Source organism: Streptomyces sp. H27-H5, from assembly GCF_026627505.1.
Classification (GTDB): Bacteria; Actinomycetota; Actinomycetes; order Streptomycetales; family Streptomycetaceae; genus Streptomyces.
This window is the reverse complement of the sequence record NZ_JAPNLK010000011.1, coordinates 78,986-105,135: the sequence shown is the minus strand read 5'-3', so window position 1 is coordinate 105,135 and position 26,150 is coordinate 78,986. Positions and strand designations below refer to the sequence as shown.

20 protein-coding genes, 1 tRNA gene and 1 pseudogene are annotated in these 26,150 nt (G+C 68.9%); 11 read left to right on the top strand and 11 right to left on the bottom strand.

Translation table 11 applies throughout. The features are described 5' to 3' along the window. Positions 1 to 258 precede the first annotated feature (258 nt). From OTB19_RS07640 to OTB19_RS07630, 3 genes are all read left to right on the top strand, one after another. Positions 259 to 1,590 (top strand): ice-binding family protein, encoded by a 1,332-nt coding sequence (locus tag OTB19_RS07640; protein ID WP_267797256.1) that lies wholly within the window; start codon positions 259 to 261, stop codon positions 1,588 to 1,590. Between the two features lie 277 nt (positions 1,591 to 1,867). Further along, positions 1,868 to 2,446 (top strand): DUF5819 family protein, encoded by a 579-nt coding sequence (locus tag OTB19_RS07635; RefSeq protein WP_267797255.1) that lies wholly within the window; start codon positions 1,868 to 1,870, stop codon positions 2,444 to 2,446. Continuing rightward, the gene (locus OTB19_RS07630; protein WP_267797254.1) at positions 2,436 to 3,638 is read left to right on the top strand and encodes an HTTM domain-containing protein; all 1,203 of its coding nucleotides are present in this window, start codon (positions 2,436 to 2,438) and stop codon (positions 3,636 to 3,638) included. Before OTB19_RS07635 ends, OTB19_RS07630 begins: the two co-directional genes overlap by 11 nt. Positions 3,639 to 3,687: 49 nt before the next feature. Here OTB19_RS07630 and OTB19_RS07625 read toward each other — a convergent pair whose 3' ends face one another. Next, positions 3,688 to 4,569, bottom strand: a complete 882-nt coding sequence (locus OTB19_RS07625) for a helix-turn-helix domain-containing protein (RefSeq protein ID WP_267797253.1) — start codon at positions 4,567 to 4,569, stop codon at positions 3,688 to 3,690. A 171-nt stretch (positions 4,570 to 4,740) separates the two neighbouring features. Further along, positions 4,741 to 5,007: a hypothetical protein gene (locus OTB19_RS07620; protein ID WP_267797252.1), complete on the bottom strand. Its 267-nt coding sequence runs from the start codon at positions 5,005 to 5,007 to the stop codon at positions 4,741 to 4,743. A 2,406-nt stretch (positions 5,008 to 7,413) separates the two neighbouring features. Between OTB19_RS07620 and OTB19_RS07615 the strand changes: the two genes are divergently transcribed. After that, the gene (locus OTB19_RS07615) at positions 7,414 to 8,112 is read left to right on the top strand and encodes a hypothetical protein (protein WP_267797251.1); all 699 of its coding nucleotides are present in this window, start codon (positions 7,414 to 7,416) and stop codon (positions 8,110 to 8,112) included. A 567-nt stretch (positions 8,113 to 8,679) separates the two neighbouring features. Further along, complete coding sequence (locus OTB19_RS07610) at positions 8,680 to 8,958, top strand: hypothetical protein (RefSeq protein WP_267797250.1); 279 nt, start codon at positions 8,680 to 8,682, stop codon at positions 8,956 to 8,958. A gap of 212 nt (positions 8,959 to 9,170) precedes the next feature. Here OTB19_RS07610 and OTB19_RS07605 read toward each other — a convergent pair. Then, a tRNA-Arg gene (locus OTB19_RS07605) sits at positions 9,171 to 9,289 on the bottom strand. A gap of 245 nt (positions 9,290 to 9,534) precedes the next feature. Here OTB19_RS07605 and OTB19_RS07600 point away from each other — a divergent pair. Next, complete coding sequence (locus tag OTB19_RS07600; protein ID WP_267797249.1) at positions 9,535 to 10,059, top strand: cupin domain-containing protein; 525 nt, start codon at positions 9,535 to 9,537, stop codon at positions 10,057 to 10,059. 94 nt (positions 10,060 to 10,153) lie between these two features. Here the strand turns inward: OTB19_RS07600 and OTB19_RS07595 are convergent, their stop codons facing one another. Further along, complete coding sequence (locus OTB19_RS07595) at positions 10,154 to 10,747, bottom strand: isochorismatase family protein (protein ID WP_267797248.1); 594 nt, start codon at positions 10,745 to 10,747, stop codon at positions 10,154 to 10,156. A gap of 277 nt (positions 10,748 to 11,024) precedes the next feature. Here OTB19_RS07595 and OTB19_RS07590 point away from each other — a divergent pair, with 277 nt between their 5' ends. Next, positions 11,025 to 11,600, top strand: a complete 576-nt coding sequence (locus OTB19_RS07590) for a hypothetical protein (protein WP_267797247.1) — start codon at positions 11,025 to 11,027, stop codon at positions 11,598 to 11,600. A gap of 441 nt (positions 11,601 to 12,041) precedes the next feature. Continuing rightward, the gene (locus OTB19_RS07585) at positions 12,042 to 13,547 is read left to right on the top strand and encodes a SulP family inorganic anion transporter (RefSeq protein WP_267797246.1); all 1,506 of its coding nucleotides are present in this window, start codon (positions 12,042 to 12,044) and stop codon (positions 13,545 to 13,547) included. Between the two features lie 75 nt (positions 13,548 to 13,622). On the opposite strand, the gene zwf is transcribed toward OTB19_RS07585, so the two are convergent. The 4 genes from zwf to OTB19_RS07565 form a co-directional block, all read right to left on the bottom strand. After that, positions 13,623 to 15,083, bottom strand: coding sequence for a glucose-6-phosphate dehydrogenase (gene zwf / locus OTB19_RS07580; protein ID WP_267797245.1), 1,461 nt, complete (start codon positions 15,081 to 15,083; stop codon positions 13,623 to 13,625). Between the two features lie 229 nt (positions 15,084 to 15,312). Further along, on the bottom strand, positions 15,313 to 16,167 hold the full coding sequence (locus OTB19_RS07575; RefSeq protein WP_267797244.1) for an alpha/beta hydrolase: 855 nt from the start codon (positions 16,165 to 16,167) through the stop codon (positions 15,313 to 15,315). Positions 16,168 to 16,543: 376 nt separating this feature from the next. After that, positions 16,544 to 17,947 (bottom strand): DUF7507 domain-containing protein, encoded by a 1,404-nt coding sequence (locus tag OTB19_RS07570; protein ID WP_267797243.1) that lies wholly within the window; start codon positions 17,945 to 17,947, stop codon positions 16,544 to 16,546. 375 nt (positions 17,948 to 18,322) lie between these two features. After that, positions 18,323 to 18,916: an MBL fold metallo-hydrolase gene (locus OTB19_RS07565; protein ID WP_267797242.1), complete on the bottom strand. Its 594-nt coding sequence runs from the start codon at positions 18,914 to 18,916 to the stop codon at positions 18,323 to 18,325. Between the two features lie 82 nt (positions 18,917 to 18,998). On the opposite strand from OTB19_RS07565, the gene OTB19_RS07560 reads away from it, so the two are divergent. Further along, on the top strand, positions 18,999 to 19,955 hold the full coding sequence (locus OTB19_RS07560; RefSeq protein ID WP_267797241.1) for a GlxA family transcriptional regulator: 957 nt from the start codon (positions 18,999 to 19,001) through the stop codon (positions 19,953 to 19,955). 71 nt (positions 19,956 to 20,026) lie between these two features. Here the strand turns inward: OTB19_RS07560 and OTB19_RS07555 are convergent, their stop codons facing one another. Both OTB19_RS07555 and OTB19_RS07550 read right to left on the bottom strand, forming a co-directional pair. Then, the gene (locus tag OTB19_RS07555) at positions 20,027 to 20,551 is read right to left on the bottom strand and encodes a DUF1203 domain-containing protein (protein ID WP_267797240.1); all 525 of its coding nucleotides are present in this window, start codon (positions 20,549 to 20,551) and stop codon (positions 20,027 to 20,029) included. A gap of 131 nt (positions 20,552 to 20,682) precedes the next feature. Then, positions 20,683 to 21,768, bottom strand: a complete 1,086-nt coding sequence (locus tag OTB19_RS07550; protein ID WP_267797239.1) for a MerR family transcriptional regulator — start codon at positions 21,766 to 21,768, stop codon at positions 20,683 to 20,685. A gap of 135 nt (positions 21,769 to 21,903) precedes the next feature. On the opposite strand from OTB19_RS07550, the gene OTB19_RS07545 reads away from it, so the two are divergent. Together OTB19_RS07545 and htpG are read left to right on the top strand one after the other, a co-directional pair. Next, positions 21,904 to 23,517 (top strand): carboxylesterase/lipase family protein, encoded by a 1,614-nt coding sequence (locus OTB19_RS07545; protein WP_267797238.1) that lies wholly within the window; start codon positions 21,904 to 21,906, stop codon positions 23,515 to 23,517. 95 nt (positions 23,518 to 23,612) lie between these two features. Continuing rightward, positions 23,613 to 25,532, top strand: coding sequence for a molecular chaperone HtpG (gene htpG / locus OTB19_RS07540; RefSeq protein ID WP_267797237.1), 1,920 nt, complete (start codon positions 23,613 to 23,615; stop codon positions 25,530 to 25,532). A 164-nt stretch (positions 25,533 to 25,696) separates the two neighbouring features. Here htpG and OTB19_RS07535 read toward each other — a convergent pair. Further along, positions 25,697 to 25,969, bottom strand: a pseudogene (locus OTB19_RS07535) (DUF642 domain-containing protein); the annotation flags it as partial. Positions 25,970 to 26,150 lie beyond the last annotated feature (181 nt).

Below are 26,150 nucleotides of genomic sequence, written 5' to 3'. Positions count from 1 at the left end.
CTGCCCGGGAGGGAAAGGAGTGGGCCGAGCAGGGCAATCGCGACCCCCAGGAGGGGTCGTATATCTGATGACCACCAATGTGAAGTGGGTTATTGCCGGCGCACTTTGCGGAGTCTCATCACCCCTGCACGCTCTCCCCTTCGAGACTTGCCCTTGCTCCACACAATTCTCTGCGTAATATGCCGTCTCGTCCATCAGGCTTCCCGGGCTTTCGGTCGGGCCCGGCTCGCCACGGCCCCTCAAGGAAATGGCCTCTCGATGAAACTGAGAATCCTTCAAGCGGCTCGGCGCCGCGCTGTGTCCGGCGGCTTGGCTTCGGGCATCGCGGTAACGGTTGCCGCCGTCATGGTCGCCGTCACTCCTACTCTGGCAATGGCGATCGCCACCCCGGTGCCCTTGGCCACGGTGGCGAGCTACTCGGTTCTGGCAGGCTCGGAGATCACGAACACGGGCCCCTCCGTGATCAGCCACGACGTCGGAGTACACCCGGGCACGGCGATCACCGGATTGTCCGGCCGGGTACTCGGTGCCGTGCACTCCGCGGACGCCGCCGCCCTCCAGGCCAAGAGCGACTTGGTCGTGGCGTACAACAACGCCGCAGGCCAGGCCACGAACTTCGCGCTGCCGGCGGGAATCGGGACGGGCAACACCCTGCTCCCCGGGGTCCACACGGCCGTGTCCGGTGTCGGTCTCACCGGTGACCTGATCCTGGACGCCGGAGGAGACCCGAACGCCGTCTGGGTTTTCCAGATTCCCGAAGCACTGACCACGGCTTCCTCCAGCCGGGTGCTCCTCACCAACGGCGCCTCGGCATGCAACGTGTACTGGCAGATCGGCAGTTCGGCCACGCTCGGCACCAACTCCACTTTCGTGGGCACCATCATGGCGCTGACCTCGATCAGCGTCACGACGGGCACGAACATTGAGGGCCGGGCGTTGGCCCGTAACGGCGCGGTGACCCTCGACACCAACCGGATCTTCCTGGGTCAGTGCTCGACCGGTACCACCACGGGCACGACGACCGGCACGACCACGGGCACGACGACCGGCACGACGACCGGGACGACCACGGGCACGACGACGGGCACGACGACCGGCACCACGGGCGGCACCACGAGCGGCGCGACGTCGGGTGTCCTCGGCGGCGTCCTCGGTGGCGTGACGACGGGCGGCGGGCTCCTCGGCGGACCCATCGCCAGCGTCGTGACCGGCGGTACCTCGGGGAACATCTCCGGCAACACGTCGGGGAACACCGCGGGCAACACGACCGGTGCCGCCACCGCGGGCAACACCACCGGCGGGCACACCACGGGCGGAAACATCACCGGCGGGAACATCACTGGTGGCAACGTCACCGGCGGGAACGGCGGCAAGCCCGGCAGGCCGGGACACGGACCCGGCCACGGACACGGCCACGGGCCCGGCGAGGGACCCGGCAAGCCCGACCACGAGCACGGCGAAGGTCCCGGCAAGCCCGACCACGAGCACGGCGAAGGACCCGGCGAGCACGACCACGGCGGCAAGCCCGGCGGGCACCACGGCTACGGCGCCGAGCCCGTGAACTTCGGCCACGAGGCCTTCGAGGGCTAGGCAGCGGACTGTACGAAGCCCGCTCACCGGACAGTGGCGCGCGGCGGAGTCCTCATCGGCTCCGCTGTGCGCCGCCGCCGGATCCGACGGGAAACGCGGATGCGAGCGGCCGATACGAGAAAGGCAGGGTGGGGCGGTGTCGAGCGGAATCGCGTCAGCGGCCGTGAAGGAATTTCCGAGGGACGGATCCGAACCGGACCCGAAGGAGCAGCACGACGAAACCGTCGTGCCGTGCCGGCCACCCCGGCACACCCGTGTACAGGCGGCAGTACTCCGTATGTTCGTGGTCCTGTGTCTGGTGACGACGGTGGCCCATGTGGTTCTGTTGTTCCTCCACGTGGCTCCCCCGAATGCCGTCTCGAAGCGTTTCAGCCCACAGATCAATGCCTGGATCTACCCCCTCTTCGAGCAGAATTGGCGGCTGTTCGCGCCGGATCCCGACTCGGTGAACCGACAGATTCTCGTGAGAACGGCACACACCACCCCGGGCGGTACAGCTCAGGTGAGCCCGTGGTTCGATCTGACCGCCGTGGACAATGCCGCGGTCGATCACAATATCTTCCCCAGCCACACGACGCAGAATCTCCTGCGCCGCTCCTGGACCTCCTATGTGGAAACGCACGGGGGCGACGACAGCGCGAACTCGGATCGCGCCGTGATGATGCAGGAGTACCTGCGCAACATCGCCGCCGACCGCGTCGCCACGCAGCGGCGCGCCGGCGCTTTCGAGTACGTCCAGCTCCGCGTCCTCACCCTGCCCGTCGCCGCGCAGGGTGCTCCGGCCGGCAACCGCTCGCCGAAGGCCGTCGAAGAGCGGCTCCTGCCCTGGTGGAAGGTGACCTCCCATGGGAAATGACCACGTCGTCCCCCAGTCTCCTCCCGCACCGGACCCGTCTCGGGACAGCACCTGCCGCAAGTCCCCGGGAACGGTGCAACGCCTCGTCACGCTCATCACCGAACGGCCGGTGTCCCTGTACGCCGTGTCCGTCTTGCGAGCCGGATACGGGCTGCTCTACCTGCTCTTCCTCCTGCGGGAGTTCCCGCATCGTCACGAGATCTGGGGCCCTTCCTCCCCCTGGACGCCCGCACTCGCGCAACAGCTCTTCGACCAGACGGGCTGGAGCAGCGTCCTGGCCCTGTCCGACAGTCGCGCCTACTTCGAACTCTGCTACGTGCTGGCCCTCCTCACGTCCACGCTGTTCATGCTGGGCTGGCGAACCCGCGCGGTGTCCGTCCTTTTCGCCGTCGTGGTGACCTCGTTCCACGCGCGATCGATCTTCATGACGGACGGCGGCGACAACCTGATCCTGCTGATGGCCGTCTACCTCGCCTTCACCGCGTGCGGTCGTCGCTGGTCACTGGACGCACGCAGGAAGCGTCTGAAGGCGGCTCGTGCGGACGGCGCGGACGGCCGGCCGAAGCCTCTTCTCCTGCTCCAGCTCGGCGAGGTACGCAGCGCCGCGGCGACGGTCGTACACAACTGCGCCCTCTTCGTCATGGCCGCGGAGGTCTGCTTCCTCTACGGGTCGGCCGGCCTCTACAAGGTCCAAGGCGGCTCCTGGGGCAACGGGACCGCCCTCCACTACGTCCTGAACCTCGAACTCTTCCAACCCTGGCCCGCCCTCTCCCACTTCGCGGACGAACACACGATCCTGATCGCCATCGCGACCTACACGACGGTGCTCCTCCAGGTCGCTTTCCCGTTCGTGCTCTTCGGCAGGCTCAAGTACCCGGTCCTGATCATGCTGTTGGGCATGCACATCGGCATTGCGGTGATCATGGGGCTGCCGCTCTTCTCAGGGGCGATGATCGTGGCGGACGCCGTCTTCCTCCCCGACCGCTTCTACTCCTCCCTGCCGGGGCTGTGCCGAGGCGCGGCCCAACGGACGGGCATGTGGCGACCGGCGGCCGCCGAACGGGCGGCCTCCACATCAACGGTGCCCTCACAGGGCCGACACCCTGACGCGACCGGTCCGCGTCAGCAGACCGTTCCGGAGGGACGAGAGGCACCCGTCCCCACCACCGAGGTCACGCCGTCCCGCGGTTGAGGTGGTCGGCCGTGCGCGCAGGTCCGGATCACGGACCGGGGAGCGTTCCTCAGGCAGACGAGTACGCGGCGGACCTCCCGGCATGGACCTTGATGGTGTCGGAGATGAGGTGCGCGGTGTCCTCCGGGCTGAGGGCCTGGGCCTGTAGGTGGTCGTACATGACGCCGTAGCGCTGCACGTCGGCTCGCTTCTCCAGGTAGAGGTCGCTGGTGAGCCGTTCGAGGTACACCGTCCCCGTACCGGGCGCACCGGTGAAATGCAGGAGGGAGAACTGCCCCGACACACCCGGGTGCGCTCCGGCATCGTACGGGAGGACCTGCACGGTGATGTGCGGCTGCGCGCCGAGGTGGTTCAGATGCTCCAGCTGTTCGCGCAGGGTGTCGGGACCGCCTACCACGCGGCGCAGAACCGATTCGTCCAGGACGACCCACAGGCGCAGCGGGCGGGCGGGATGGTGGGCCCGGTGCTGGCGGCGCATCCGTACCTCAAGACGTGTGCTCGCCTCCGCGGGTGTGGGCCGCGGAATCGTTTCGGACACGACCGCCGCCGCGTAGGCAGGGGTTTGGAACAGGCCGGGGATCAGCAGGGGCTCGTAGGAGCGGATCGAGGACGCTTCCGTCTCCAAGCCGATGTAGACCGCGTAGGGGACCTCGCCGTAGGCAACCCACCACCCCCGCCGCCCCGATTCCCTGGCCATGCGCATCAACGCGTCGACGACCTGCTGGTCCGTGACTCCGTAGAGACGGCACAGATCCCGCACATCGCGCGGGCTGATGGTGCGTCGGCCCGTCTCCATGAGGCTGATCTTGGGTTGGGAGATCAGCAACTGATCCGCGACCTGCACGCCCGTGAGGCCGCAGGCCCTGCGGAGCCGGCGCAGCTCGGCACCCAGCGTGATTCTCCTGATGGTGGGGTTCTGCTTGGCTGCCACTGAGGCTCTACCTCCCACTCGGACCGTTAGCCGGTCGTCTCAAACACCATGGCCGAAGTGACGAATCGATTCGCTGCGCTGGGAACCAACGGGTCTTGGCCCCACGAACTGCCCGGGCTGGCATGGCCTTGGTTGATCGTCGCGGTACTCAACGACGCCGACTCGAACAGGTCACCTCGGCAGGACAGCGGGGCCTGTCGGGGGGTTCGCAGGGTTGATGGTGAGGGGGACGATCGTGTACTGGGGGCAGGGTGTGGTGATGCACTGCTTGGGCTCGGGCAGGCAGGTGAATCCCTCGGGCACGACGACGGTCGCGCAGGGATCGACTCCGGGGCCGGGGTCTGCGTAGGCGGGACTGGTGGCGGTGAGCAGCAGCGGGGCAGCGATCAGCGGTAGGCCGACCGTGAGCCCGATGAGCCGTGGGATCGTGCGGGACATGACCATGAGACCAAGCCAAGCACCACGATGGCGCTCGTCTCGGAAGGCACGCTGTACTGCCCGATCCACCACAACCGGCTCCTGCGTATCGGACTCGGACTCCCGGCGGGATCCCTGGCGCCCCAGCCACCCTCATGCCCGCCCGGACACCTGACGTTCCGGTATCAATACCAGGGCATGCCTCTCCCCAAGGCCGACTTGCTCGCCTTCTTCGTGGAGCTACCGGGCGCTGCGGTCGTCGCGGACGATGCGGCGCGCCGTGCTCATCGCGTCGGCGGCCCGATCCGCGTCCCCTTCACGGATCGATGGCCGCCGGCAGCAGCCCGTGCCCCGAGAGACGGGTCGGACCCTGCCTTCCCTCACGATCAACAGTCAGTGGGCCCAGACCGGTCACCAGGCTCGGCTTTGCCGAGGAGACGGCACCACGGGCATTCCCGGCGGTCGGTCGCAGCGCTCGCTGAAGGAGGCAGGGGCAGGGGGAGGGCGAAGCCCGCCCTGTATTCGTCCTGAAGCACATGCATCGACGTCGAGTTCGTGCGGGGCGGGTTGGTTCGGCAGGCGGTGCCTGCTCCTGCCAGACGGCGTGTGACCTGCATCAGGGCCACCCGCGTAGCGTGCACCGCTCTCGCTGCCGCCGACCACGGACGGCGAGCGGCCCAATCACTGCCGGCTGTCATCTCACGCTCCCCTTCTCGCGGCTCGGCATTTGTTGTGACGGATCTTCATCTAATGGATGGATGATAATCCTTTCGGTTGAGGAAAGTCTCGACATCCCCTCGGCGCTCGGCGCGGTTCGCCGAGTTCACCGAGCACGAATTGAACAGGCGACCGCGACTCAGCATGCCCGCCCCACGCCCGGAAACGAGTAATGCGCAGACTGCCGGGGTTTTTACGCGTCCCCACAAGTGTCCGGATTGCCGGGGTTTTACATGCTCGACAGTGTGCGAATTGCCGGGGTTTCTCAGCGATATAAACCGTCTCTTTCGCCATGTCGCCTCCGGAAGGGACGGCGAGGCCGGCGTCGTCAGGGTCGCGACTGTTCACCGAGCGACGTCGACTGTCGGCGAGGCGCCCAGTCGTGACGATCCGTGCGGAGTGAGCGCCACGTCTCATGAACGAGTCGGAGCCACTCCTCACTCAAGCGAGGGGTACCACCGATGGGCTCCTCCGGCGGCCGTCCCGGTGCGACGACTGCCGGACGAGACAGCGAGGCGGCATGTACATGGAGGGTTAGAACGTGTTCGAAGCGTTGTTGGCGCCTCAGCTCCCGGGTATCCACCGGCCAAAGCCGGCCGGCCCGTGATGACGCGAACGCGGTGACACCCGCGGTCACCGCAACGGAGATCAGCATGATCCACAGGAGGATGCCTCCCATAGTCGGTCCTTTCGAAGGCTGAGACTCGTGGTCTCGCACAGGGTCGGAGCCCCGGCGACTGCCCGACATAACGCAGAGGCATATGCCGGGATGCGCCCTGTCCTCCGATTGCAGCCATGGCGAGCCGTTTCCGGACCCTGGACGCCCCGAGCTATTTACCGATGATCAGCCCGGCGACGGCGTAGCCGGATGGGGTCGCCAGGTGGCCCGATGAGCCCCCACACAGGGTGCCGCCCTTCGGCGCCCATGTGGTGCGCGGCAGGGGCGTCGCGCCGTCGAAGACGCGTTGCCATCAGCCGCCCCGGCGGGTGCGGGACCGGCCTCATGGAGGGCGCCGCGACCATCGGGCTGCTCTGCTTCGATCCGCAGCCCATGGCCTGCCACGTCGCGACGTGACGACACGCAAGGTAGCGATCCGGGTTGATTTGCAGAACCGATAAGACTGCGTCAACACCATTTCATGGACCACCATCACCCGGATGGCACACACCCAGACCAACATCGCGCGCGTTTATGGAATATGACAAAAGCAAAGCCCCTCTTCACCCTCCCCGGGACCGCGGAGGGAGAAGGACGGCGAGACAGCTTTCACTCCGGGGCCACCCGGATCGGGAAGTGGATGTTCACTCCGCCGTCCACCGACTGTGGCGAGACCCGGAACGCGACGCTGGGACACGAAAGTTTGGAAATTGATCTTCGTTACTCCTCCTCGATCTTCGAGGACTTCCTCCATGCGATGACCATGATCCAGGACGAGTTCAGCAGGCGTTCGGCGCCGACGGCACTCCCCGCAACGGCCCTCGGCGAGCGCTCGGGTGGCAGCTCCCGTGTATGAGCCGTACGGATACCCGGGCATCCAAGATCTCCAACCCCAACCGGAGACCTCCGCGTTCTGGGCCCGACCCGAGCACGTACAGGCCCCCTCCCCCGGGCAGCCGTTCGGCGGGGCGGACGAGGTGCATACGTCGTGGGATCCGGCGACAGAGTTCGCCGGCCTTCTCCAAGAGGACCCCGCACTCGGGCAGACGGACATGTTCACCCGAGTCGGCTTCGGCACGACCGGTGACACTGCCGGCACCATCGGGTTCGTCGCAGGGGCGCAGCACACCCCTGACAAGGGACCGGCCACGCCTCCCTCAGGCGGGCACCGCAGGAACCAGTCGAAGACGCCGGTGATGACCCTGCTGCAGACGGGAAGCCTGTTCACCGCCGTGCTGGTCGCTGCCATCGCCACGGTGGTGAGCATCCTCAGCGGACTGGCCATCTGTGACGCCCTGCGTCACAGCGCCGCACCCCACACAGCCCGCGAAGTGGTCAGTTGGTGGCCGCTGCTGATCTACGGCCCCTGGATGGTCGCTTCACTTTCCATCCTCAGATCCGCTTTGCATCAGCGCCGCGCGGTCCATTCCTGGTCCATCGTCTTGTTGTTCTCCACCCTGGCCACGCTTCTTTGCGTGGCCCAGGCACCCAGAACGATCGCCGCCGGAGCTGCGTCCGCCCTTCCCGCTGTCGCCGCGCTGGCCTGCTTCCAACAGTTGGTCCGTCAGATCACCCTCACGCGGCCGCCTCGGCAGGTCACTCCGCGACACCGAAACCCTTCGGCCTCCTCGCCGGCTCAGCTCAAGCAGGCGGCCGCGGCCAGACGCGGCTCGGGCAGGGTCCCTCCCGACTACCCCGCGGCGGACAACCGGGCTGTTGGCCAGCCGTCCCACAGTCACAGATTCGGGTAGGGCGCATGGTGGCGGCAGGTGTGCGTCAGCACTGTTCACACAGATCAACGCGATGCGGTCGGCTCGGTCCATGGATTCCGGTTGCTTCGGGGGGCGTTGGGGCCCCCGACCCCCGGAACAGCGATCGCCGTCACCACGGCGGCGTGGGGGCCGAGGCATGGGCGTCCGCCAGGAAGAGCACGAGCAGAAGCGGTGGCAGCCGATGACTTCCTGGCCAACCCGGTCCTTCCCGCACGTCGGAGGGGGTGCTCTTCTGCACCTTGAAACGAAGATCGAAACCGATGGTCACGGGCCGTGCGCAGACTCAGTCCGACGGACCACCTTGTCCCCTCACAAGCCGGCCTGGACCGTCTCACGCCTCTGCGACCTTGAGCCGCGCACCACCGGCCTCAGATGCCGACGCCTCGTCCGGTCCGGTCCGGTCCGGTCCGCGAGGCGCCCCGGCACTTCCACGGAACTCGTGGGCGCAGTGGCCCACCAGGCGAGAGTGCCTGCCCGGCGGACGAACCGCCTACCCCACGCGCTCCGGCGCCTCGATTCCCACTCCTGCAACGAGAGGTCAGCACCATGGCGTACGAAATGACCCACGCCGAACGAGTCCAGTACAAGCGGCGCCAGGACGCCGCCTACCAAGCCGGCGAAGACGCCGTCACCAACCTCCAGGCCGCGCTGGCGCTCGCAGACATGACCCTTCCCTCGTTGAGCAACGACGGGCCGGTGGCAGGCCACGGATTCGTCCGGTTGGGAGGATGCAACGCGGCCTTCGCCAACCGGCTCGCCGAGGTCATCGCCGCAGGCGCCGATGCTCTGCAAGACCAGCGAAGGAAGATCGACAGCTGTGGTTGATCGGTCGCCGCACGGTGGACGCGCTCTCGGGGCCCGCAGCGGTGGACCGACGCGAAGGCACGAGGGCACCGGAATGGGGTGCCGGCGCAGGGGATCCGCCGGCGCGCCGACGGGTCTCACCCGCGTCAGATCACGGCTCGTTCTCGTGTGAACCCGGAACGACGTCGCGGTGCGTACGAGGAAACAGAGTTCCAGGTCGTCCAGGTCGGCTGCGGTACCGACGGGATTTGAACCCGCGGACAGGTAGGGGCAGGCCCGCCCCGTCTCCGTCAGTCGACGTGAGCGGGGCCCCGCCCACGTCGATCGCAATGGGCCGCTCTGCCACGGCACCGCAGCCTGCGAGATCGCGCGCGCTCCCGCTCCGGCTCAAGGTAGGCGATCGCCTTCCCCTCAGCGAGCCGTTATCCAGAGCGGAGCGAACAGCCCCTCCGAATTCCCGGCCCGTCCGGCACGCGGGACAGCCACCCGGAACCGCCGCGCCTCAGGGCCCACGCACCGCGCCGAGGCACCCACTGCTCGAACGCGCATCGGTCAGGTCAGGCGCCGCGTTCGTTCCACCACCCCAGGAGGGCAAGCATGTTCACCGCACGACACTGGATCGACTCCCCGGGCCTGGAAGCCCATGTGGAGGGCGGGTACTTCCGTCGGACCTTCCAGGCGGACCACCGCCCCCGCACCCGGACACCCGACGGAGAGCGCTACACCCTGACCTCCATCCACTACCTGCTCACCCACTGGTCCCCCATCGGACACTGGCACCTGAACTGCTCCGACATCCTGCACTTCCACCACCACGGCGAACCGGTCACCTACCATCTCCTGCACCCTGATGGCCGACACAGCACCGCCGTCCTGGGCCAGGACCCCCGGCAAGGTCAATCCCTCACCCTCGCGGTTCCCGGAGGCGTCTGGAAGGCCTCCCACCTCAGCGCCGGAGACCACGCCCTGATCAGCGAAGCCGTCGCGCCCGGATTCGACTACGCCGACATGACCCTCGGCCGGCCGGACACCCTCACGACCCTCTTCCCCGACCACGCCGAACTCGTCCACCGCTACTGCCGCCCGGCCCCACCGCAGCCGGGCGCCCCCTCCCCCGCGTAGCGGCCAGGCACACCTTCTGCCTGGCCTCGGCCGCTCAGTCGCCCGAAGGGATCGGGCGCGGCCACGGTTGCCCGCAGCCTGGCCGCCCGCCGGGCTAACTCGACACCGGTGCCCGGCCGGACACCTCGATGCCTGCCCGGCGGAAGTCGTCCAGAGTGGAGGCGACGGTGTCGGGGGCCACGCCGACCGAGTAGTCCAGGCGTACCCGGGTGCCGAATCCCGCCGCGGCGGCGTCCAGCGCGGTGGCGCGCACGCAGTGGTCGGTCGCGATGCCCACCACGTCGACGTCCTTCACCCCGCGGGCGCGCAGCCAGTCCGCGAGGGGGGTCCCTTCGGCGTCCGCGCCTTCGAAGCCGCTCTTGGACGCGCTGTGGGCACCTTTGAAGAAGACGGCGTGGACTTTGCCGCCGGCGACGGTGGGGGCGAAGTTCGGGTGGAACTCGCCGCCTTCGTCGCCCGCCACGCAGTGGACGGGGAAGCTGTCCTTGAAGTCGGGGTGCGAGGAGAAGTGGCTCCCCGGGTCGATGTGGTGGTCCCGGGTGGCCACGACGTACTGGTAGTCACCGTCCGCGCTCTGCTCCACCAGTTCGGCGATGGCCGTGGCGAGCCGTGCGCCTCCCGCGACGGGAACGCTGCCTCCTTCGCAGAAGTCGTTCTGTACATCCACGACGATCAAACCTCGGCTCATCACGAACACCTCTCAGGACGAAGACAGAACGAAGACGGAACGACGACGGAACGACCCCCGCGTTCTACCTGCCTTCTCACCTCTGCCGGACAAGGAGCGGGCAGCGCTGACCCACACAGCCGACAACGTTCACCGCAGGAACGATTCGCGCCCTCGAACACGAGGAGCCCCGATCGATCCGGCAGGGTCCGGTTTCGCGATCCGGCCGCGCACGTCCGCCCTTGTGCGCCATGGTCGTTGTCGACGACGAAGGCGACGGCGTTCCGGAGGACCATCGATGTGGCAGATCAGCGAGTTCACAGACGAGCACGAGGGCCGGCCCACGGCCGTCCTGTCGGACGGGGATGAACCGGCACCGCTGGTGTTCGATGTCGGCAGCGGGTCCGAGGTCCACACGAGCACCGACTGGTGGGACTACGACGGCACCCTCGGTGCGCCGAGTGCGGAAAGCGTCAAGGCGGGCTGCTCGTGTGGGTGGCGCGGCTCGTACCTCTACCCGATCGACTGGTCCAAGGTCAGTGACGGGCTGCCGACCCCGTTCCTGCTCGATCCGGACGGGCCACTCGGCGATTGGCAACTCCACATCGCCACCATCCAGGCCCGGGCCGTGCCCCTGCCCCCACACGTACAGGAACTACTGGAACGCGTCGACTCCGAACTGGAACACCTCGCCGACCAGGCGCCGTTGGCCGCGCTGCGAGCGGCCGCCGCACTGGAGCGCACCGTCGAACGGATCGCAAGGACGGCGGCCCACCACCTGGAGCAGGACGAGACGCCGGTCGCGGACATCGCGGACGGACTCGGTATCAGCCCCCAAGCAGCACACAGCCGACTCCTGCGGTACGGGTCCTGAACGAACCCCACCGGACGGCCGGCTGTCATGGGCAGGACCCGCGGGTCAGGACCGGGAGCAGGGACGGGGGCAGGGACGGGCGGGTGCGGTCTGGTGGAGGCGGTCGGTGGAGTCGAGGAGCTAGAGTTTCCGGTGACAGGGGCGCCTCGTGGCGCCCATGATGGTGTTCGGGGCCGATGGCGCCCCCGGTCGGAGACCGATTCCCGCAGGAGAGAGCGTGCGCGAGTTCATGACGCCCACCGCCGCGCCCTGCCCGCCGTGAGCCGTTCCGCCCAGGTGTGAAGCCCCGCCGCGTCCGCGTGGGCCCCGCTCCACTTCCCCTCTTCTTCCGGCCCGCCTTGGCGGGCCGTCCGCGGGGGTGCCGGTCCGGCTCCCCCGCGTTCTCCCGCCCGCCCCCGGCCGTCCGTGGGGTGCGCCCGAGCACGACAGGTTTCCGCTCCCTTGTCTTCTGCTTCCCCGAAGGCCCCCGCCGCACGGCTGCGCGGCCTGCTCCCCGACTGGCTGAACGACCCGAAGGTCTGGCGTACGGAGATCCTGGCCGGCCTGGTCGTGGCGCTCGCGCTGATACCGGAGGCGATCTCCTTCTCGATCATCGCCGGTGTGGATCCCGCGGTGGGCCTGTTCGCCTCGTTCACGATGGCCGTGGTCATCTCGATCGTCGGCGGTCGCCGCGCGATGATCTCCGCGGCCACCGGTGCCGTCGCGCTCGTGATCGCGCCCCTGAACCGGGAGCACGGATTCGGCTACCTCGTCGCCGCCGTCATCCTCGCCGGCGTCATCCAGGTCGCGCTCGGCGCGCTCGGCGTCGCGAAGCTGATGCGGTTCGTTCCGCGCTCGGTGATGGTGGGCTTCGTCAACGCCCTCGCGATCCTGATCTTCATGACGCAGGTCCCCGAGATGTACGACGTCCCGTGGGCCGTCTACCCGCTGATCATCGGCGGCCTCGCGCTGATGGTGTTCTTCCCCAAGGTCACCACCGTGATCCCGGCTCCGCTGGTCTCCATCGTCATCCTGACCGTGATCACGGTCGCGGCCGCGATCGCCGTGCCGACCGTCGGCGACAAGGGCGCGCTGCCGTCCTCGCTGCCGGTGCCGGGCCTGCCGAACGTTCCGTTCACCCTGGACACCCTGACCACCATCGCCCCGTACGCCTTCGCGATGGCGCTGGTCGGCCTGATGGAATCCCTGATGACGGCCACGCTCGTCGACGAGACCACCGACACGCACTCCTCCAAGACCCGCGAGTCGATCGGCCAGGGCATCGCCAACATCGTCACCGGCTTCTTCGGCGGGATGGGCGGTTGCGCCATGATCGGCCAGACGATGATCAACGTGAAGGTGTCCGGTGCCCGCACCCGCCTGTCCACGTTCCTCGCGGGCGCGTTCCTGATGGTGCTGTGCATCGTCTTCGGCCCGGTGGTCTCCGACATTCCCATGGCCGCACTCGTCGCCGTCATGGTCATGGTGTGCTTCGCGACGTTCGACTGGCACTCCATCGCCCCCAGGACCCTGAAGCGCATGCCGGCCGGGGAGATCACGGTCATGGTCGTCACCGTGATCTGTGTGGTCGCCACCTCCAACCTCGCCATCGGCGTCATCGTCGGCTCCGTCACAGCCATGGTCATCTTCGCCAGGCGTGTCGCCCACGTCGCGGAGGTCAATGCCGTCATCGACCCGGACGGCGCGGGCGTCGTGTACTCCGTGACCGGCGAACTGTTCTTCGCCTCCTCCAACGACCTCGTCGGCCGGTTCGACTACGCCGGCGACCCCGACAAGATCGTCATCGACCTGTCCGCAGCCCACGTCTGGGACGCCTCTTCGGTGGCAGCCCTGGACGCGATCGAGACCAAGTACAGGCAGCGCGGCAAGACAGTGAAGATCATCGGCCTCAACGACCTCAGCGCGGACCTCCACAACAAGCTCACCGGCGAACTCACGAACCACTGAGCCCACCCCACCACCGACAGGGCCTCGGCCACCGACAAGGCCCCGGCCACCGGCCGGGGCCCTTCGCCGTTGGGCCTACGAGGACGCGGCCCGCCGCTCGGGCAGATGCCAGCGGTACGGCGCGACGAGAGCCTCGATGGTGCCGGGCCCCCAGCTCCCGGGGGCGTACGAATCCACCGGCGGTGGCGCGTCGAGCAGCGGGGCGGCCACCTCCCAGAGCCGTTCGACGCCGTCGGACCGCGTGAACAGGGACTGGTTGCCACGCATGGCCTCCAGGAGGAGGTGCTCGTACCCCTCCAGCGAGTTCTGCGCGGCGAACGAGGTGCCGTAGTTGAAGACCATGTCGGCCTCGGCCAGCTGCATCGACGGCCCCGGCTCCTTCATCAGGAGGCGAGCGGTGACGGAACCCGGATCGTCGAAGTCGACGACGAGTTCGTTGCTCCGGCCGTCGGCAGCGGCCCGCACGTCCAGCGGGAACATCCGCAGGACCGGCTCGCGCAGGCCGAGCGTCACCACGTGACGGCCCTCGGCCAGGGCCTTGCCCGTCCGCAGGTGGAAGGGCACCCCCGCCCAGCGCCAGTTGTCGATCTCGACCCGCAGCGCCACGAACGTCTCCGTGTCCGAGGCCGGATCCACGCCCTGCTCTTCGCGGTAGCCGGTGTACTGGCCGCGGACGACGTGCGCGGGGTCGAGCACGCGCATGCTGTGGAAGACCTTGACCTGCTCGTCGCGCAGCGCGTCCGCCTCCAGGGCGACCGGCGGTTCCATGGCGACGAACCCGAGCAGCTGGAACAGGTGGGTGACGACCATGTCGCGGAACGTTCCGGTGCCCTCGAAGAAGCGGGCGCGGCCCTGGATGTCGATGTGCTCGGGCACGTCGATCTGTACGTGGCTGATGTGCTCACGGTTCCACAGCGGCTCGAAGAGACCGTTGGCGAAGCGGAGGGCCAGGACGTTGTCGACGGCTTCCTTCCCGAGGAAGTGGTCGATCCGGAACACCCGTGACTCGTCGAAGACACGGTGGATGGTCGCGTTGAGCGCGCGGGCGGACGCGAGGTCGGTACCGAACGGCTTCTCCACGATGACCCGGCCGCCCTCGGCGAGCCCTGTCGCGCCGAGCAGGTCGATCATCGAGGTGAACGCGACGGGCGGCACGGCGAGGTGGAAGAGCCGGCGCGGCTTGCCGCCGAGGGCGGCCTCGGCGGCGCTCACGGCCACCATCAGGGGGTCGGCCGCTCCCGTGTCGGCCGCGCCGAAGGACAGGGCGGCCGCGAACGTCTCCCAGTCCGGCCCCTCGGGCCGCGAACGCCCGAATTCCGCCACGGCCTGCCGCGCGTGGGCGCGGAACTCCTGATCGGTGAGGGCCTCCGCCGCCGGAGCGGTGCCGACGATGCGGTAGCGCCGCGGCATCAGCCCCGCTCGCGCCAGGTGGAACAGCCCGGGCAGCAGCTTGCGCCGGGCCAGGTCGCCCGTGGCGCCGAACAATACGATGACGTGGTCTTCAGGGGGCTCGGGAGACTGGGCCGGCTGGACCATCGGGCATCCTCACTCGTCCGCGCCTGAGCGCTGCACCGGCACGGCCCGGGCCCTGTGCCGTGCCCGCCGTCGTGGCGGCGGCCGTGCGTCCTCAAGCCCCACTCTGCGCGCCCCCGGCCGATCCGGCACCCGGGCTCGTCCGAACCGGTCCCCCTGGGGCGGCCGGCCTACCTGGCAGACCCACGTGCGAGGGATTCGGAAGCCGGGACGAGCCCGCGTGGTGGGCCGCCTAGCCCGCCAGTGCCGCGAGCTCACCCAGCACTCGGGCGGCCGGTGCCGGGTCGACCAGCCACTTCAGGTGGCTGCCCTCAAGGGTGCGGACGTCGTAGGGGTTGTCCGGCGTCAGCGCGTTGCCCTCACGGATCAGCCGGTCCTGCAGGGCGAGCGGGAGGCTCGTGTCGTCGGCGAGGCGGATGTAGGTCTTCGGGATGCGGCCCCAGGTCTGCGCCTGTGCCCGGTCGGTGGAGGTGCCGACGTCCAGGTTCTCGTCGGGCTGGAAGGTGTTCAGGAAGGTCAGGAACTGCTCGTCGGTGCCGTCGGCGAGGAAGGCCGCCTTGAAGGCCGTGAGGGCGTCCGGGTTCGCGGTGCGGAAGTTGACGCGGAGCAGGCCGAGTTCGGCCGGGTTGCCGGCCAATGCCAGTCCCAGGGAGGTGGCGTCGACGGTGGCCATCTCCGGCTCGGCGTAGTAGTCGTTGACGTCGAGATCGACGGGGCACCAGGCCGAGACGTAGACGATGCGGTCCACCAGGTCCGGCCGTATGTTGGCTGCGGAGGTGGCCGTGACGCCGCCGCGGCTGTGGGAGACGAGGATCACCGGCCCGTTCCGCTTGGCTCGTTCGAGGATGCCGATCAGGTGCGCGGCATTGTTGGCGAGGGTGACGCCCTTGATCGAGCCGGGCGCCGTGGCGAGCCCGTCGCCGTCTTGTGGAGCCTGGTAGGCCCGCGTGTAGGTCGCCTCGAAACCGTGGCCGGGCAGGTCGACGGCGACCGAACGGTGCCCGAGCAGGCCGAGTTCGGCCTGGAGCGGCGCGAAGGAGAAGGAGTTCGAGAAGGCTCCGTGAACCAGTACGAACGTGGGTTGCATCTGTCTGCCTGCTTTCTGCTGTCCTGCGGCATCGGCGGCACGCGTGTGGCGGGTACCGGATCGCGGTCACCTGCCGGAACCGGGCGTCCCGGCTGCGCCGAGCGGGCGTCCGCACATCGGACTCCGCCTCCCAAGGACGCCAAGACCCACCGCCCCCATGACCTGGTCCGCGTACGCACCCGCGAGTAACCCCACCGCATCCCCCGACACACAGGTACCCGATGCCGTCAGTCTTCGAAGACACAACCCTAATGATCACCAGGGTTCCGTGGCAATGATCAAGACCCGTGGCTGGACGGGCATGCGGGGGGGCTCGGCGCCGAAACGCTCGCTCCGAGCCCCTCGGGACCTCCTGTTCAACCGACCAGCGGCGGGGCTACTTCTGGGTGGCGCAGGGGTCGCAGCAGGACGGGGCCGGTTCGACGCAGACGGATACGGTGTCGGTGTTGTTGCCGGCGTCCGGGTCCTTCTCGTTGCCGGTGACGGTGGCCGTGTTGCCGATCAGTCCGGCCTTGGTGGCCTTGGCCCGCAGCACGAGGGTCGCGGTGGCGCCGACGGCCAGGTCGCCCACGGTCCACTGCCCGGTGGCCGGGTCGTGACTCCCGGGTGCGGCATCGGCGGACAGGAAGGTGAGGTCGTCCGGCAGCCGGTCGGTGACGGTGACTCCGGTGGCCTGGTTCGGGCCGGTGTTGTGCACGGTGATGCGGTAGGTCACCGTCTGGCCGACGGTGACGGTGGTCGCGTCCGCCGCCTTGGCGACGGTCAGGTCCGCGGCCGGTTTGACCTGTGTGATCTGCTCGTTGGAGGTGGACGTCAAGGGCTCCGGCTTGTCGCCGAGCCGGTTCTCGTAGGAGGCGGTCGCGGTGTTGCTGATCTGCTTGCCGCCGCCGGACCGATCGATGGTGACCCGGTACTCCACCGTGGTTCCGGCCGGCAGGGTCTCGGTACTGGGCAGGCTGCCTCCCTGCAATGCGGAAGCGCCGTTGCCGAGATGGAATACGACCTTGTTCGCCGCGGCGTCGTAGTACGCCTGGTCGTCACCTTGCACATCGCTCTTCGCTCCCGCGTTCGGGCCGCCGACGATGCGCAGTGAACCGGGCAGATACGTCGTGTCCTGCGGGATGACGTCGGTCAGGATGAAGTTGTCGGCCACGCCGCCGCCCTCGTTCTTGGCGGTGATGCGGTAGGTGACGACGTCGCCCACCTCCAGCGGCCCCGAGGGAATGGCGGTCTTGTCGAGCACCACGTAGGCAGCGGTGCCGAAGAAGATGCCGTCGAGGAAGTTGCCGATGCCGCGGTTTCCGCCGGCGGCGGAGATGGAGCGGAAGGCGAAGCGTGTCAGGGTCTGGCCTGCCGGGACGGTGTAGGTGCCCATGTAGTAGCCCCAGGCGGTGTTGCCGTCGGTGAAGCGCCTCTGCTCCGACGTGGAGCCCGGCGCCCCGATGTCCAGCGCCATTGTGTCGTCCCCCTGGCGGCCACGGTGGTACAGCCGCCAGTACAGCTTCGTACCAGGGGTGGTCGGCAGGTCCTGGTAGAGCGTGGAGACCTCGTTCGCGTTGAGTTCGGCAAACTGGGCGCCCTCGGCCGCCGGTACTCCCTGGAAGCCCGAGTGCCACAGTTCGATCCTGTGGTCGGAGGCGGTGGTGAGCCAGCCCGGTACCCGCTTGGGCGCCTGCGTCTGCGAGGCGTCCGGCAGGATCTCCACACCGGTCACGGCGGGTTCTTCGAAGCTGCCGTTGGCCAGGGCAACCCGAAGCGGAGCAGAAGGAGGTGTGGCCATGTTCTCCCCTTGAGTCGACGCTGTTGCATGCACCGCTGACCGGCCGCATCTCTGCGGGCCGCCGCGGAGCCGGAACACACAGTGAGGACATCGCACTCGGATGAACACGTAAAGTGACGAGAGGTCAGGTTCGGTCAATCCCGCACGGTGGGTTTGGACGCTCCGCGCCGGAGCGACTCCCGGCACGCCGTCCTCCACGACACCGAAGACACACCGCCTCCGCCACATATGCCACCCTGCTATTCACCCGCCCACCCCGCCCCGACCGAAAGCCTCCGCTGCACGCCTCGCGTTCGCCCCCACCCGGGTGAATCAGGCATCGCCGGGTTGACGCGGCTCCCGTACGCGGGCGGCCGGGTCGTCTTGCGGCAGGCCCTAGCGGGGGGCGGTGTCGTCGGCCGGGAAGGCCGGGCCGTGGCCGGGAACGATGGTGTCGGCGGCGGCCAGGACCCGCAGCCGTGACGCCAGCAGTACGTCATGGTCCGGGGCCACGGGGTCGTCCACCGGCCCGTTCGGGCGCCACCACAGGTCGCCCACGAACGCGGTGACACCCGCCTGCGTGCCGGCCAGCAGGGTGATGTCCTCGGCGCTGTGCCCCGGGGTGCGGATCAGCTTGAGGGAGGGAGTGAGTTCGTGGCCTTCCGCGTCGCGGTCGGTCCACTGGTCGTCACGGTAGATGGCCTTGTGGTCGTGGACGCGGGCCTGACCGAACAGCCCGACGTTCATGGTGTTGTCCGGGTGGTGGTGACTGAGGATCACATCGGTGATGTCATCGGGGCCGAGGCCCAATTCGGCCAGGGGACCGAGGATCCGGTCGCGGCCGGCCACCATGCCGGGATCGACGATCACGTGGTGCTCGCCGTCGGTGACGTAGGAGACCGTGGCGGCGACTCCGGGACCGGTGGACAGGGTGTAACCGGTGTTCAGGATCGTGTACTTGGCGCTGTGGCCGATCGGTGCGTCTGTCATGGCCCCCATCCTTCCGGGGCGGCTCATCGCCCACGAGTGGCAGAACTGCCGCTGATCGCAGGATTGGTGCCACACTGCACGGATGTCTCCCTTCATGACCGTCGCCGCTTACGCCCCACCCGGAGTCGGCATGCTCGCAGTCGGCATCGTCACCGAGGTCTTCGGCGGGCACGGCGACACCGCGCCCGGCTTCGATTTCGCCCTGTGCACCGACCGACCCGGGCCGGTTCCCACCGACCTCGGCGTGCCGCTCACCCTCACGCACGGCCTGGACCGGCTCGCCTCGGCCGATCTGGTGATCACCCTGCCATGGGCCGGCTTTCGCACCCCGCCCGCTCCGGCGGTGCTCGACGCGTTGTCGGCCGCATACGAGCACGGCGCATTGGTCGCGGCCCACTGTGTCGGCGCTTTCGCGCTCGCCGCCGCCGGCCTGCTCGACGGTCGGCGGGCCACCACCCACTGGCGGTTCGCCCCCCTGCTGGCCGGCCGCCACCCTGAAGTCACCGTCGAACCCGACGCCCTCTACATCGACGAGGGACGCCTCATCACGGGCGCGGGAGCGGCCGCCGGCTTCGATCTCTGCCTGCACCTGCTGAGGCGGGAGCACGGGGCCGCGATGGCCAACGCCGTCGCCCGGGACATGGTGTTGCCCGCCCATCGCGAGGGCGGGCAGGCGCAGTACCTGGCTGCCCCCGTTCCCGAAGGCTGCCGCGACGAGCGTCTCGCCGAGGTACTCGCCTGGGCCCGCGCGAACCTCCACGAGCCGCTTCCCGTCGAGGAACTGGCCCGGCGTGCGCTGATGAGCAAACGCTCCTTCGCCCGCCGTTTCTCCGCCGCGACCGGTACCACCCCGCACGCCTGGCTGCGGAGCCTGCGTCTGAGCGGCGCAGAGGAACTCCTGGAGACCACGGATCTGCCGGTCGAGGAGATAGCCCGCCGCGTCGGCTACGGAAGCGCGGCCGTCCTGCGCGAACAGTTCGTGCGCCGCCGCGGCGTGCCGCCCCGCTCCTACCGTCGTGCCTTCACGACCACGCCGTAACGAAAGGTCGGGCCAGGGCCCGGGGCGGCCCCAGGACGAGAGTCCCCTGCCGTGGATCGATCAGCTCGCGGCTACTGCTCCTTGACGGAGGGTCGTCGCACCTCGAAGTGGAAGCATCCATATTCCAGGGCCCTGACGTGTACGAGCATGACGTCCGGATCCTGGAAGGCGTCGTCGAAGGCCGCATCGAAGCCGGCCGTGGCGTCGACCGGAATCTCCAGCAGGCGGCCGCCCGCGATGTGGCCCCGGGCGTCGTAGCGGCGCACGGTACGCAGGGCGCCCGGCCGGTCGAAAGGGTAGGTCGCATCGGGGGCGAACCCGCCGCAGTCGTCGGCGTGGATGAAGACGGGGCCCTGTTCGTCGTACGCGCCCGGATCCGCCCCTCTGGCGGCGGCCCAGCGACGCAAGGGGGCGTACGAGACAAGGGCGATCCGTTCGCCGAGCGCGATGGGCCGCAGACAGCAGCGCAGCGGGGAGCCCTCGTCGTCCCGGGTTGCGATGTACGGGGCGCAGGGGCGGCTCGCGTCGTCGGCGATCCGCAGTTCCTTCAGCACGGCTGCGTCAACGGGGAGCACGGTGTACTTGGTCGTGGTCATGTGCTCAGGCTGGCTCGACGGGTGTGGGTGCGCCGGCAGGAAACGGACGTCACGTTGGTGCCCTACCCTGCGGAAGGCCGGCCGGCCGGGCCCGTGGGCCTGCGTGCATTCCGTACCGCTCCTCTCGACGTCTACCCGCTCGCGCCCGTCTTGGAGATCGGGCGGCTCGAAGTCGCAGGTGCCGCGTCGCGGGATATCGAGATCGACAGTCCGCCGGTCAGCCACCTGTGAGCCACCGTCATGTTCAGCACGCGGCCGCCGGTGGCCGTGCCAACCAGGGACCAGTAGCGCTCCAGGCGTGGGTCGAAGCCGGATGACCGTGACACCAGCCCGTGCAGGTACTCACGGAAGGCAGGCGTGTCCGACTCCCGCCGGGCTCGTGCGTGGGCGGACACGAAGGCCTTGACCGCGTCCCCCGCGCCGGGTGGCAGCCCCTGGGCCACAGCGGCGGCCGTCAGGGCGGCAGCCTCGTCGATCTCGCCGTAGAAGGCCGGGCCATCCCTCAACTCTTGCTCGTGGTCCTGGGTCCAGCGGGTGAAACCGGGCGTGGAGACCAGCAGATGCAGTTCGGCGTAGGCCAGCGCCGACGCAGGTTCGGGGTCCTGTGGCGGGCCGGGCGACAACATGGCGATCATGATGTCGAGCCGGTGTTTGGGCATGGTCGCGGTCAGCTCGCGATACCAGTGATCGGTGAGGCTGCGATGCGCCTGCGGGAGCTGCTGCACGCGAGAGAGGATCTCCAGGCGCCGGAGCCGTTCCTCGCCCGGGCAGTCGTCCAGGGCCTTGAGCGTGGCCTGGCGCCATCGCAGTTCGGTCAGTCGTTCCTGAACCGCATCGAGCTCGGTCGCCACCAGTTCGCCGAGGGAGCACTCACCGGTGACCACCCGCGTGATGGTCGCGATCGGCGTGTCCAGTGCCCGAAGGCGCCTGATGAGCCGGATCCGCTCCCACGCCTCGGGACCGTAGCGGCGATGGCCCCCGGTGCTACGGGCGACGACGGGTAGCAGGCCGCTGTCTGAGTAGTAGCGGAGGGTCTTGACCGACACTCCCGTTTCGGCCGCGAGTTCACCGATGCTCCACGTGTCTTGCGTCACAGCCCCTTGAACCTCCAGTGCACGGGAGGTCCTAGCGTACTGAGCACCGACCACATCGGTTCGCGCCGATCCCCCGCTGCTCAGGCCTCGTTGAAGCCTGGCCGGCGTCGGGGGCGCCCTCATGGCGGCCTCGTCCGATCCCGTGTCCCACCGCGTCCGACCCAGAAACGGAAGGTACGTATGTCTCCCACTCCGACAGCGCCGCGTTCACGCCGAGAGCAGTGGCTCCGTGCGCTGCTCTTCCCCTTGCTGTGCGCGATGACCCTCCTCGCGGCCGGCGCCGTACCTGCGACCGGCGCGCCACCCGGTTCGCCCCTCTCCTCAGGGCGGGACGGCACCGTCGTACGGACCGACCGCGGCCTGGTACGCGGCGTGTCGCACGGCTCGTACACGACGTTCAGCGGCGTTCCCTACGCGGCGCCGCCGACCGGACCGCTGCGTTGGCGCGCCCCAATGCCCGCCGCCCGGTGGCAGGGTGTCCGGGATGCGACGACGGCGGCCGGGCGGTGTGTGCAGATGCCGGCGCCGGGGGCGGGCGGGGTCGTCGGGTCGGAGGACTGCCTCTATCTCAACGTCACGACGCCGGCGCAGCCGCCCGCCGGGCAGAAGCGGCCCGTGCTGGTGTGGATGCACGGCGGTGCGTTCCTGGGCGGTTCCGGCAGTGACTACGACACCCAAGGGCTGGCGGTCCGGGGTGACGCGGTCGTCGTCACGGTCAACTACCGGTTGGGAATCTTCGGTTACTTCGGTCACCCCGGGTTGGGGTCCGCCCCGCCGTTCGGTCTGGCGGACCAACAGGCCGCCCTGCGCTGGGTACGGGCGAACGCGGAGCGCTTCGGTGGCGATCCGGGCAAGGTCACGCTGTTCGGTGAGTCCGCGGGCGCCCTCAGCGTGTGCGCACACCTCACCTCGCCGACGGCCGTCGGGCTCTTCCAGCGGGCCGTGCTCCAGAGCGGTTCCTGCCTCATGTCCTTCCCGCCCGGAGCCCTGGGACCCCACACTCCGGCCTACGAGCCCTTCAGCTTCCAGCGCGATGTCCAGACGGCCGGCACGGACGCCGCCCGGCAGCTGGGCTGCGCGACGGGTACCGGAGACGAGGTGCTGGCGTGCCTGCGCGGGCAGAGCACTGATCGCCTCGCCACCGCGCAGCTGATGCAGTCGTTCAACCGGCCGGCCTTCGGCAACGCGCTGCTGCCCGTGGCTCCGGACCGGGCGTTGGCGTCGGGACGCTTCCACCGCGTGCCGATCATGCAGGGCACCAACCGCGATGAGATGCGGATGTTCGTCGGCCTGTCGCTCACCGCGTTCCCGATCCGCACCGCGAACGACTATCGCGCCCGTCTGGTCGACGCGTTCGCAAGCTCGGCCCCGGCCGTCGAGGCGGAGTATCCGGCAGCAGACCATGCCTCGCCCGCACTGGCTTGGGCCGCGGTGCTGACCGATCGCTCCCTCGGCTGCACCACGCCGGCGGCCGGCCGGGCGATCGCCGCCCACACCCCCGGACTGCCCCTCTACGGATATGAGTTCAGCGATCCGGACGCACCCGTCCTCGCCGGCCTGCCGGCGAACCCCGGCTTCCCGTACGGCGCCGCGCACGGATTCGAGATGCCCTATCTGTTCTCCTCCTTCCCCACCGAGCGACCGCTGACCGACTCCCAACGCGCCCTGTCCGACCGGATGGTCGACTACTGGACCAACTTCGCGCGCACCGGCAACCCGAACCATTCCAACGCCCCGCTCTGGCCCGTCCTGCGCCCTTCGTCACCGCACGCGCGGACGGTGCAGTCCTTGGCCCCCGGGCCGGGTGCCATCCGACCCGTTGATGTGAACTCCGCGCACCACTGCTCGTTCTGGGATCGTCTGCCCCGGTGAGTCACCGGACTGCCCTGAACTGTCGCGGTACGCGCTCCGGAACCGCATGGCATCCCGCATATCATGCGTTTCATCCGTATAAGGAAGGAGCCCCCGTGGCTAGCAGTGTCGAGACGCTGGAATTCCAGGCCGAGACCCGCCAGTTGTTGCAGTTGGTGATCCACTCGATCTACTCGAACAAAGACATTTTCCTGCGCGAGCTGATCTCGAACGCCTCCGACGCCCTGGACAAGCTCCGGATGGAGTCGCTGACCGCCGCGGAACTGGAGGTCGACACCTCCGACCTGCACATCGCGTTGGAAGTCGACCAGGACGCCCGGACGTTGACCGTCCGCGACAACGGGATCGGCATGAGCCGGGACGATGTCGTGGAGCTGATCGGCACGATCGCCAAGTCCGGCACGGCCAGTCTGCTGCAGAAGATCAAGGAGGCCGAGGACGATGCCGCGGCGCAGGGCCTGATCGGCCAGTTCGGCGTCGGCTTCTACTCCGCCTTCATGGTCGCCGACAAGGTCGTCCTGCGCACCCGTCGAGCCGGCTCCGAGGCGGGGTCCCAGTGGGAGTCCGACGGCGAGGGAAGCTACCGGATCCAGGCCGTGGACGACCTGCCCGTGGGGACCTCGGTGACCCTGCACCTCAAGCCGGCCGACAGCGAGGACGGGCTGGCCGACTACCTGGCCGGTTGGAAGATCCGCCAGATCGTCAAGCAGTACTCGGACTTCATCCGCTGGCCGATCCGGATGGCTGCCGAACCCGCGGACGGCGGCGACGTCGCCGCGGGTGAGGTCGAGACGCTCAATTCGATGAAGGCCTTGTGGGCCCGTCCCCGAAGCGAGGTGACCGAGGCCGAGTACAGCGAGTTCTACAAGCAGATCAGCCACGACTGGCTCGACCCGGCCCAGACGATCCACATGCGCGCCGAAGGCACCTTCGAGTACGAGGCGCTGCTGTTCATTCCCTCGCAGGCCCCGTTCGATCTGTTCTCGCGGGAGAGCAAGCGCGGCGTGCAGTTGTACGTCAAGCGCGTGTTCATCATGGACGACTGCGAAGCGCTGATGCCGAACTACCTGCGCTTCGTCAAGGGTGTGGTGGACGCGCACGACCTGTCGCTGAACGTGTCCCGCGAGATCCTCCAGCACGACCGTCAGATCCGCAACGTGCGGCGGCGCCTGGTGAAGAAGGTTCTGGGCGCGCTCAAGGACGTGCAGGGAGCCGACTCCGAGCGCTATGCCCAGCTGTGGGGCCAGTACGGCCGTGTCCTGAAGGAGGGTCTCCTTGAGGACACGGACAACGTCGAGGCACTGCTGCCGCTGGTGTCGGTCGACTCCACGCACGACAAGGAGAAGACCACCACCCTGCGCGAGTACGTCGAGCGCATGAAGGACGGCCAGGAGGCGATCTACTACCTGACCGGCGAGACCCGCGCCACGGTGGAGAATTCTCCCCACATGGAGGCGTTCGCCGCCAACGGGTACGAGGTCCTGATCCTCACCGACCCCGTGGACGAGGTCTGGACCGACCAGGTTCCGGCATTCGACGGCCATCGGCTCCAGTCGATCGCCAAGGGGCAGGTCGACCTCGGTGAGCAGGCGGCCGAGGGTGATGAGGCGGCCGAGGCGGAGAAGGTCAAGCGCGACGAGGCGTTCGCCGGCCTGTTGCCGTGGCTGACCACGGCCTTGTCCGACCAGGTCAAGCAGGTCCGTCTGTCGTCCCGGCTGACGACATCGGCGGCGTGCATCGTCGGTGACGCCCAGGACATGACGCCGACGCTGGAGAAGATGTACCGGGCGATGGGGCAGCAGATGCCGCAGGTCAAGCGGATCCTGGAACTCAACCCGACCCATCCGCTGATCATCGCGCTGCGTACCGCTCACGAGGCGAACGCCGACGACCCGGCGCTGTCGGAGATCGCCGAGCTCGTGTACGGCAGCGCCCTGCTCGCCGAGGGCGGTGATCTGCCCGACCCGGCGCGCTTCACCCGGCTGCTCACCGAGCGCCTGACCCGCGCCATCTGACGGATGGGGCGACCCGTTCACGGCGGCCGAGCGGAGGTGCGCGTGCGCACCCCCGCTCGGCGGCCGGTCTCCTGGGACGCAGGCCGTCCGGTCGGGCCGGCTTCCGGGTCCTTGGAAGTCCACGTTCAGCGGGCCGGCGGTCGATGCCGGCCGCTGAAGGTTTCTCAGGTGCCGCAGGAGCAGGGGCAGCAGCTTTGGACGCGGACGTCGTCGATGACCGGCCCGTAGGCCCCGGCCACGGTGCTGCCGAATCCGATGGTCGTGGAGGCCGTGCCCGCGACGAAGGTGACCTGGCGGGTCACGTAGCCCATGGCGGGGCGGGTCTTGCCCGTGGAGTCGAAGGAGAAGTCCTGGATGTTCTGCCCGTCCAGCAGGACACGGCCGGTCTTCACCGCGGGTCCCCCTTCCGGGTTCGCGGCGAGTGAGTACGTCACGGTGCGCCGGGGGTTACCCCCACTTTCGATCTTGGCGGTAGCGGGATCGCCCGGCTCGGCCTCAGCGGGACAAGCTGGGCCCGGCACATATCGCCGGTACCCCAACGATTCCTCAGGAGTTGACTCGTGCGCGAACAATCATGGCGAAGGCCACGTCCCTCCGGACAGCGGCGAACGGCCCCGC

What these genes read in the sequence shown, in the direction of transcription:
- OTB19_RS07550 (WP_267797239.1), bottom strand. Translation starts at nt 21,768, where the DNA reads ATGAGGGCGCCCCCGACGCCGGCCAGGCTTCAACGAGGCCTGAGCAGC.
- OTB19_RS07610 (WP_267797250.1), top strand. Translation starts at nt 8,680, where the DNA reads ATGGCGTACGAAATGACCCACGCCGAACGAGTCCAGTACAAGCGGCGC.
- OTB19_RS07635 (WP_267797255.1), top strand. Translation starts at nt 1,868, where the DNA reads ATGTTCGTGGTCCTGTGTCTGGTGACGACGGTGGCCCATGTGGTTCTG.
- OTB19_RS07575 (WP_267797244.1), bottom strand. Translation starts at nt 16,167, where the DNA reads ATGCAACCCACGTTCGTACTGGTTCACGGAGCCTTCTCGAACTCCTTC.
- OTB19_RS07600 (WP_267797249.1), top strand. Translation starts at nt 9,535, where the DNA reads ATGTTCACCGCACGACACTGGATCGACTCCCCGGGCCTGGAAGCCCAT.
- OTB19_RS07590 (WP_267797247.1), top strand. Translation starts at nt 11,025, where the DNA reads ATGTGGCAGATCAGCGAGTTCACAGACGAGCACGAGGGCCGGCCCACG.
- OTB19_RS07570 (WP_267797243.1), bottom strand. Translation starts at nt 17,947, where the DNA reads ATGGCCACACCTCCTTCTGCTCCGCTTCGGGTTGCCCTGGCCAACGGC.
- OTB19_RS07545 (WP_267797238.1), top strand. Translation starts at nt 21,904, where the DNA reads ATGACCCTCCTCGCGGCCGGCGCCGTACCTGCGACCGGCGCGCCACCC.
- OTB19_RS07615 (WP_267797251.1), top strand. Translation starts at nt 7,414, where the DNA reads ATGTTCACCCGAGTCGGCTTCGGCACGACCGGTGACACTGCCGGCACC.
- OTB19_RS07640 (WP_267797256.1), top strand. Translation starts at nt 259, where the DNA reads ATGAAACTGAGAATCCTTCAAGCGGCTCGGCGCCGCGCTGTGTCCGGC.
- OTB19_RS07595 (WP_267797248.1), bottom strand. Translation starts at nt 10,747, where the DNA reads ATGAGCCGAGGTTTGATCGTCGTGGATGTACAGAACGACTTCTGCGAA.
- OTB19_RS07630 (WP_267797254.1), top strand. Translation starts at nt 2,436, where the DNA reads ATGGGAAATGACCACGTCGTCCCCCAGTCTCCTCCCGCACCGGACCCG.
- OTB19_RS07560 (WP_267797241.1), top strand. Translation starts at nt 18,999, where the DNA reads ATGTCTCCCTTCATGACCGTCGCCGCTTACGCCCCACCCGGAGTCGGC.
- OTB19_RS07555 (WP_267797240.1), bottom strand. Translation starts at nt 20,551, where the DNA reads ATGACCACGACCAAGTACACCGTGCTCCCCGTTGACGCAGCCGTGCTG.
- OTB19_RS07565 (WP_267797242.1), bottom strand. Translation starts at nt 18,916, where the DNA reads ATGACAGACGCACCGATCGGCCACAGCGCCAAGTACACGATCCTGAAC.
- OTB19_RS07620 (WP_267797252.1), bottom strand. Translation starts at nt 5,007, where the DNA reads ATGTCCCGCACGATCCCACGGCTCATCGGGCTCACGGTCGGCCTACCG.
- zwf (WP_267797245.1), bottom strand. Translation starts at nt 15,083, where the DNA reads ATGGTCCAGCCGGCCCAGTCTCCCGAGCCCCCTGAAGACCACGTCATC.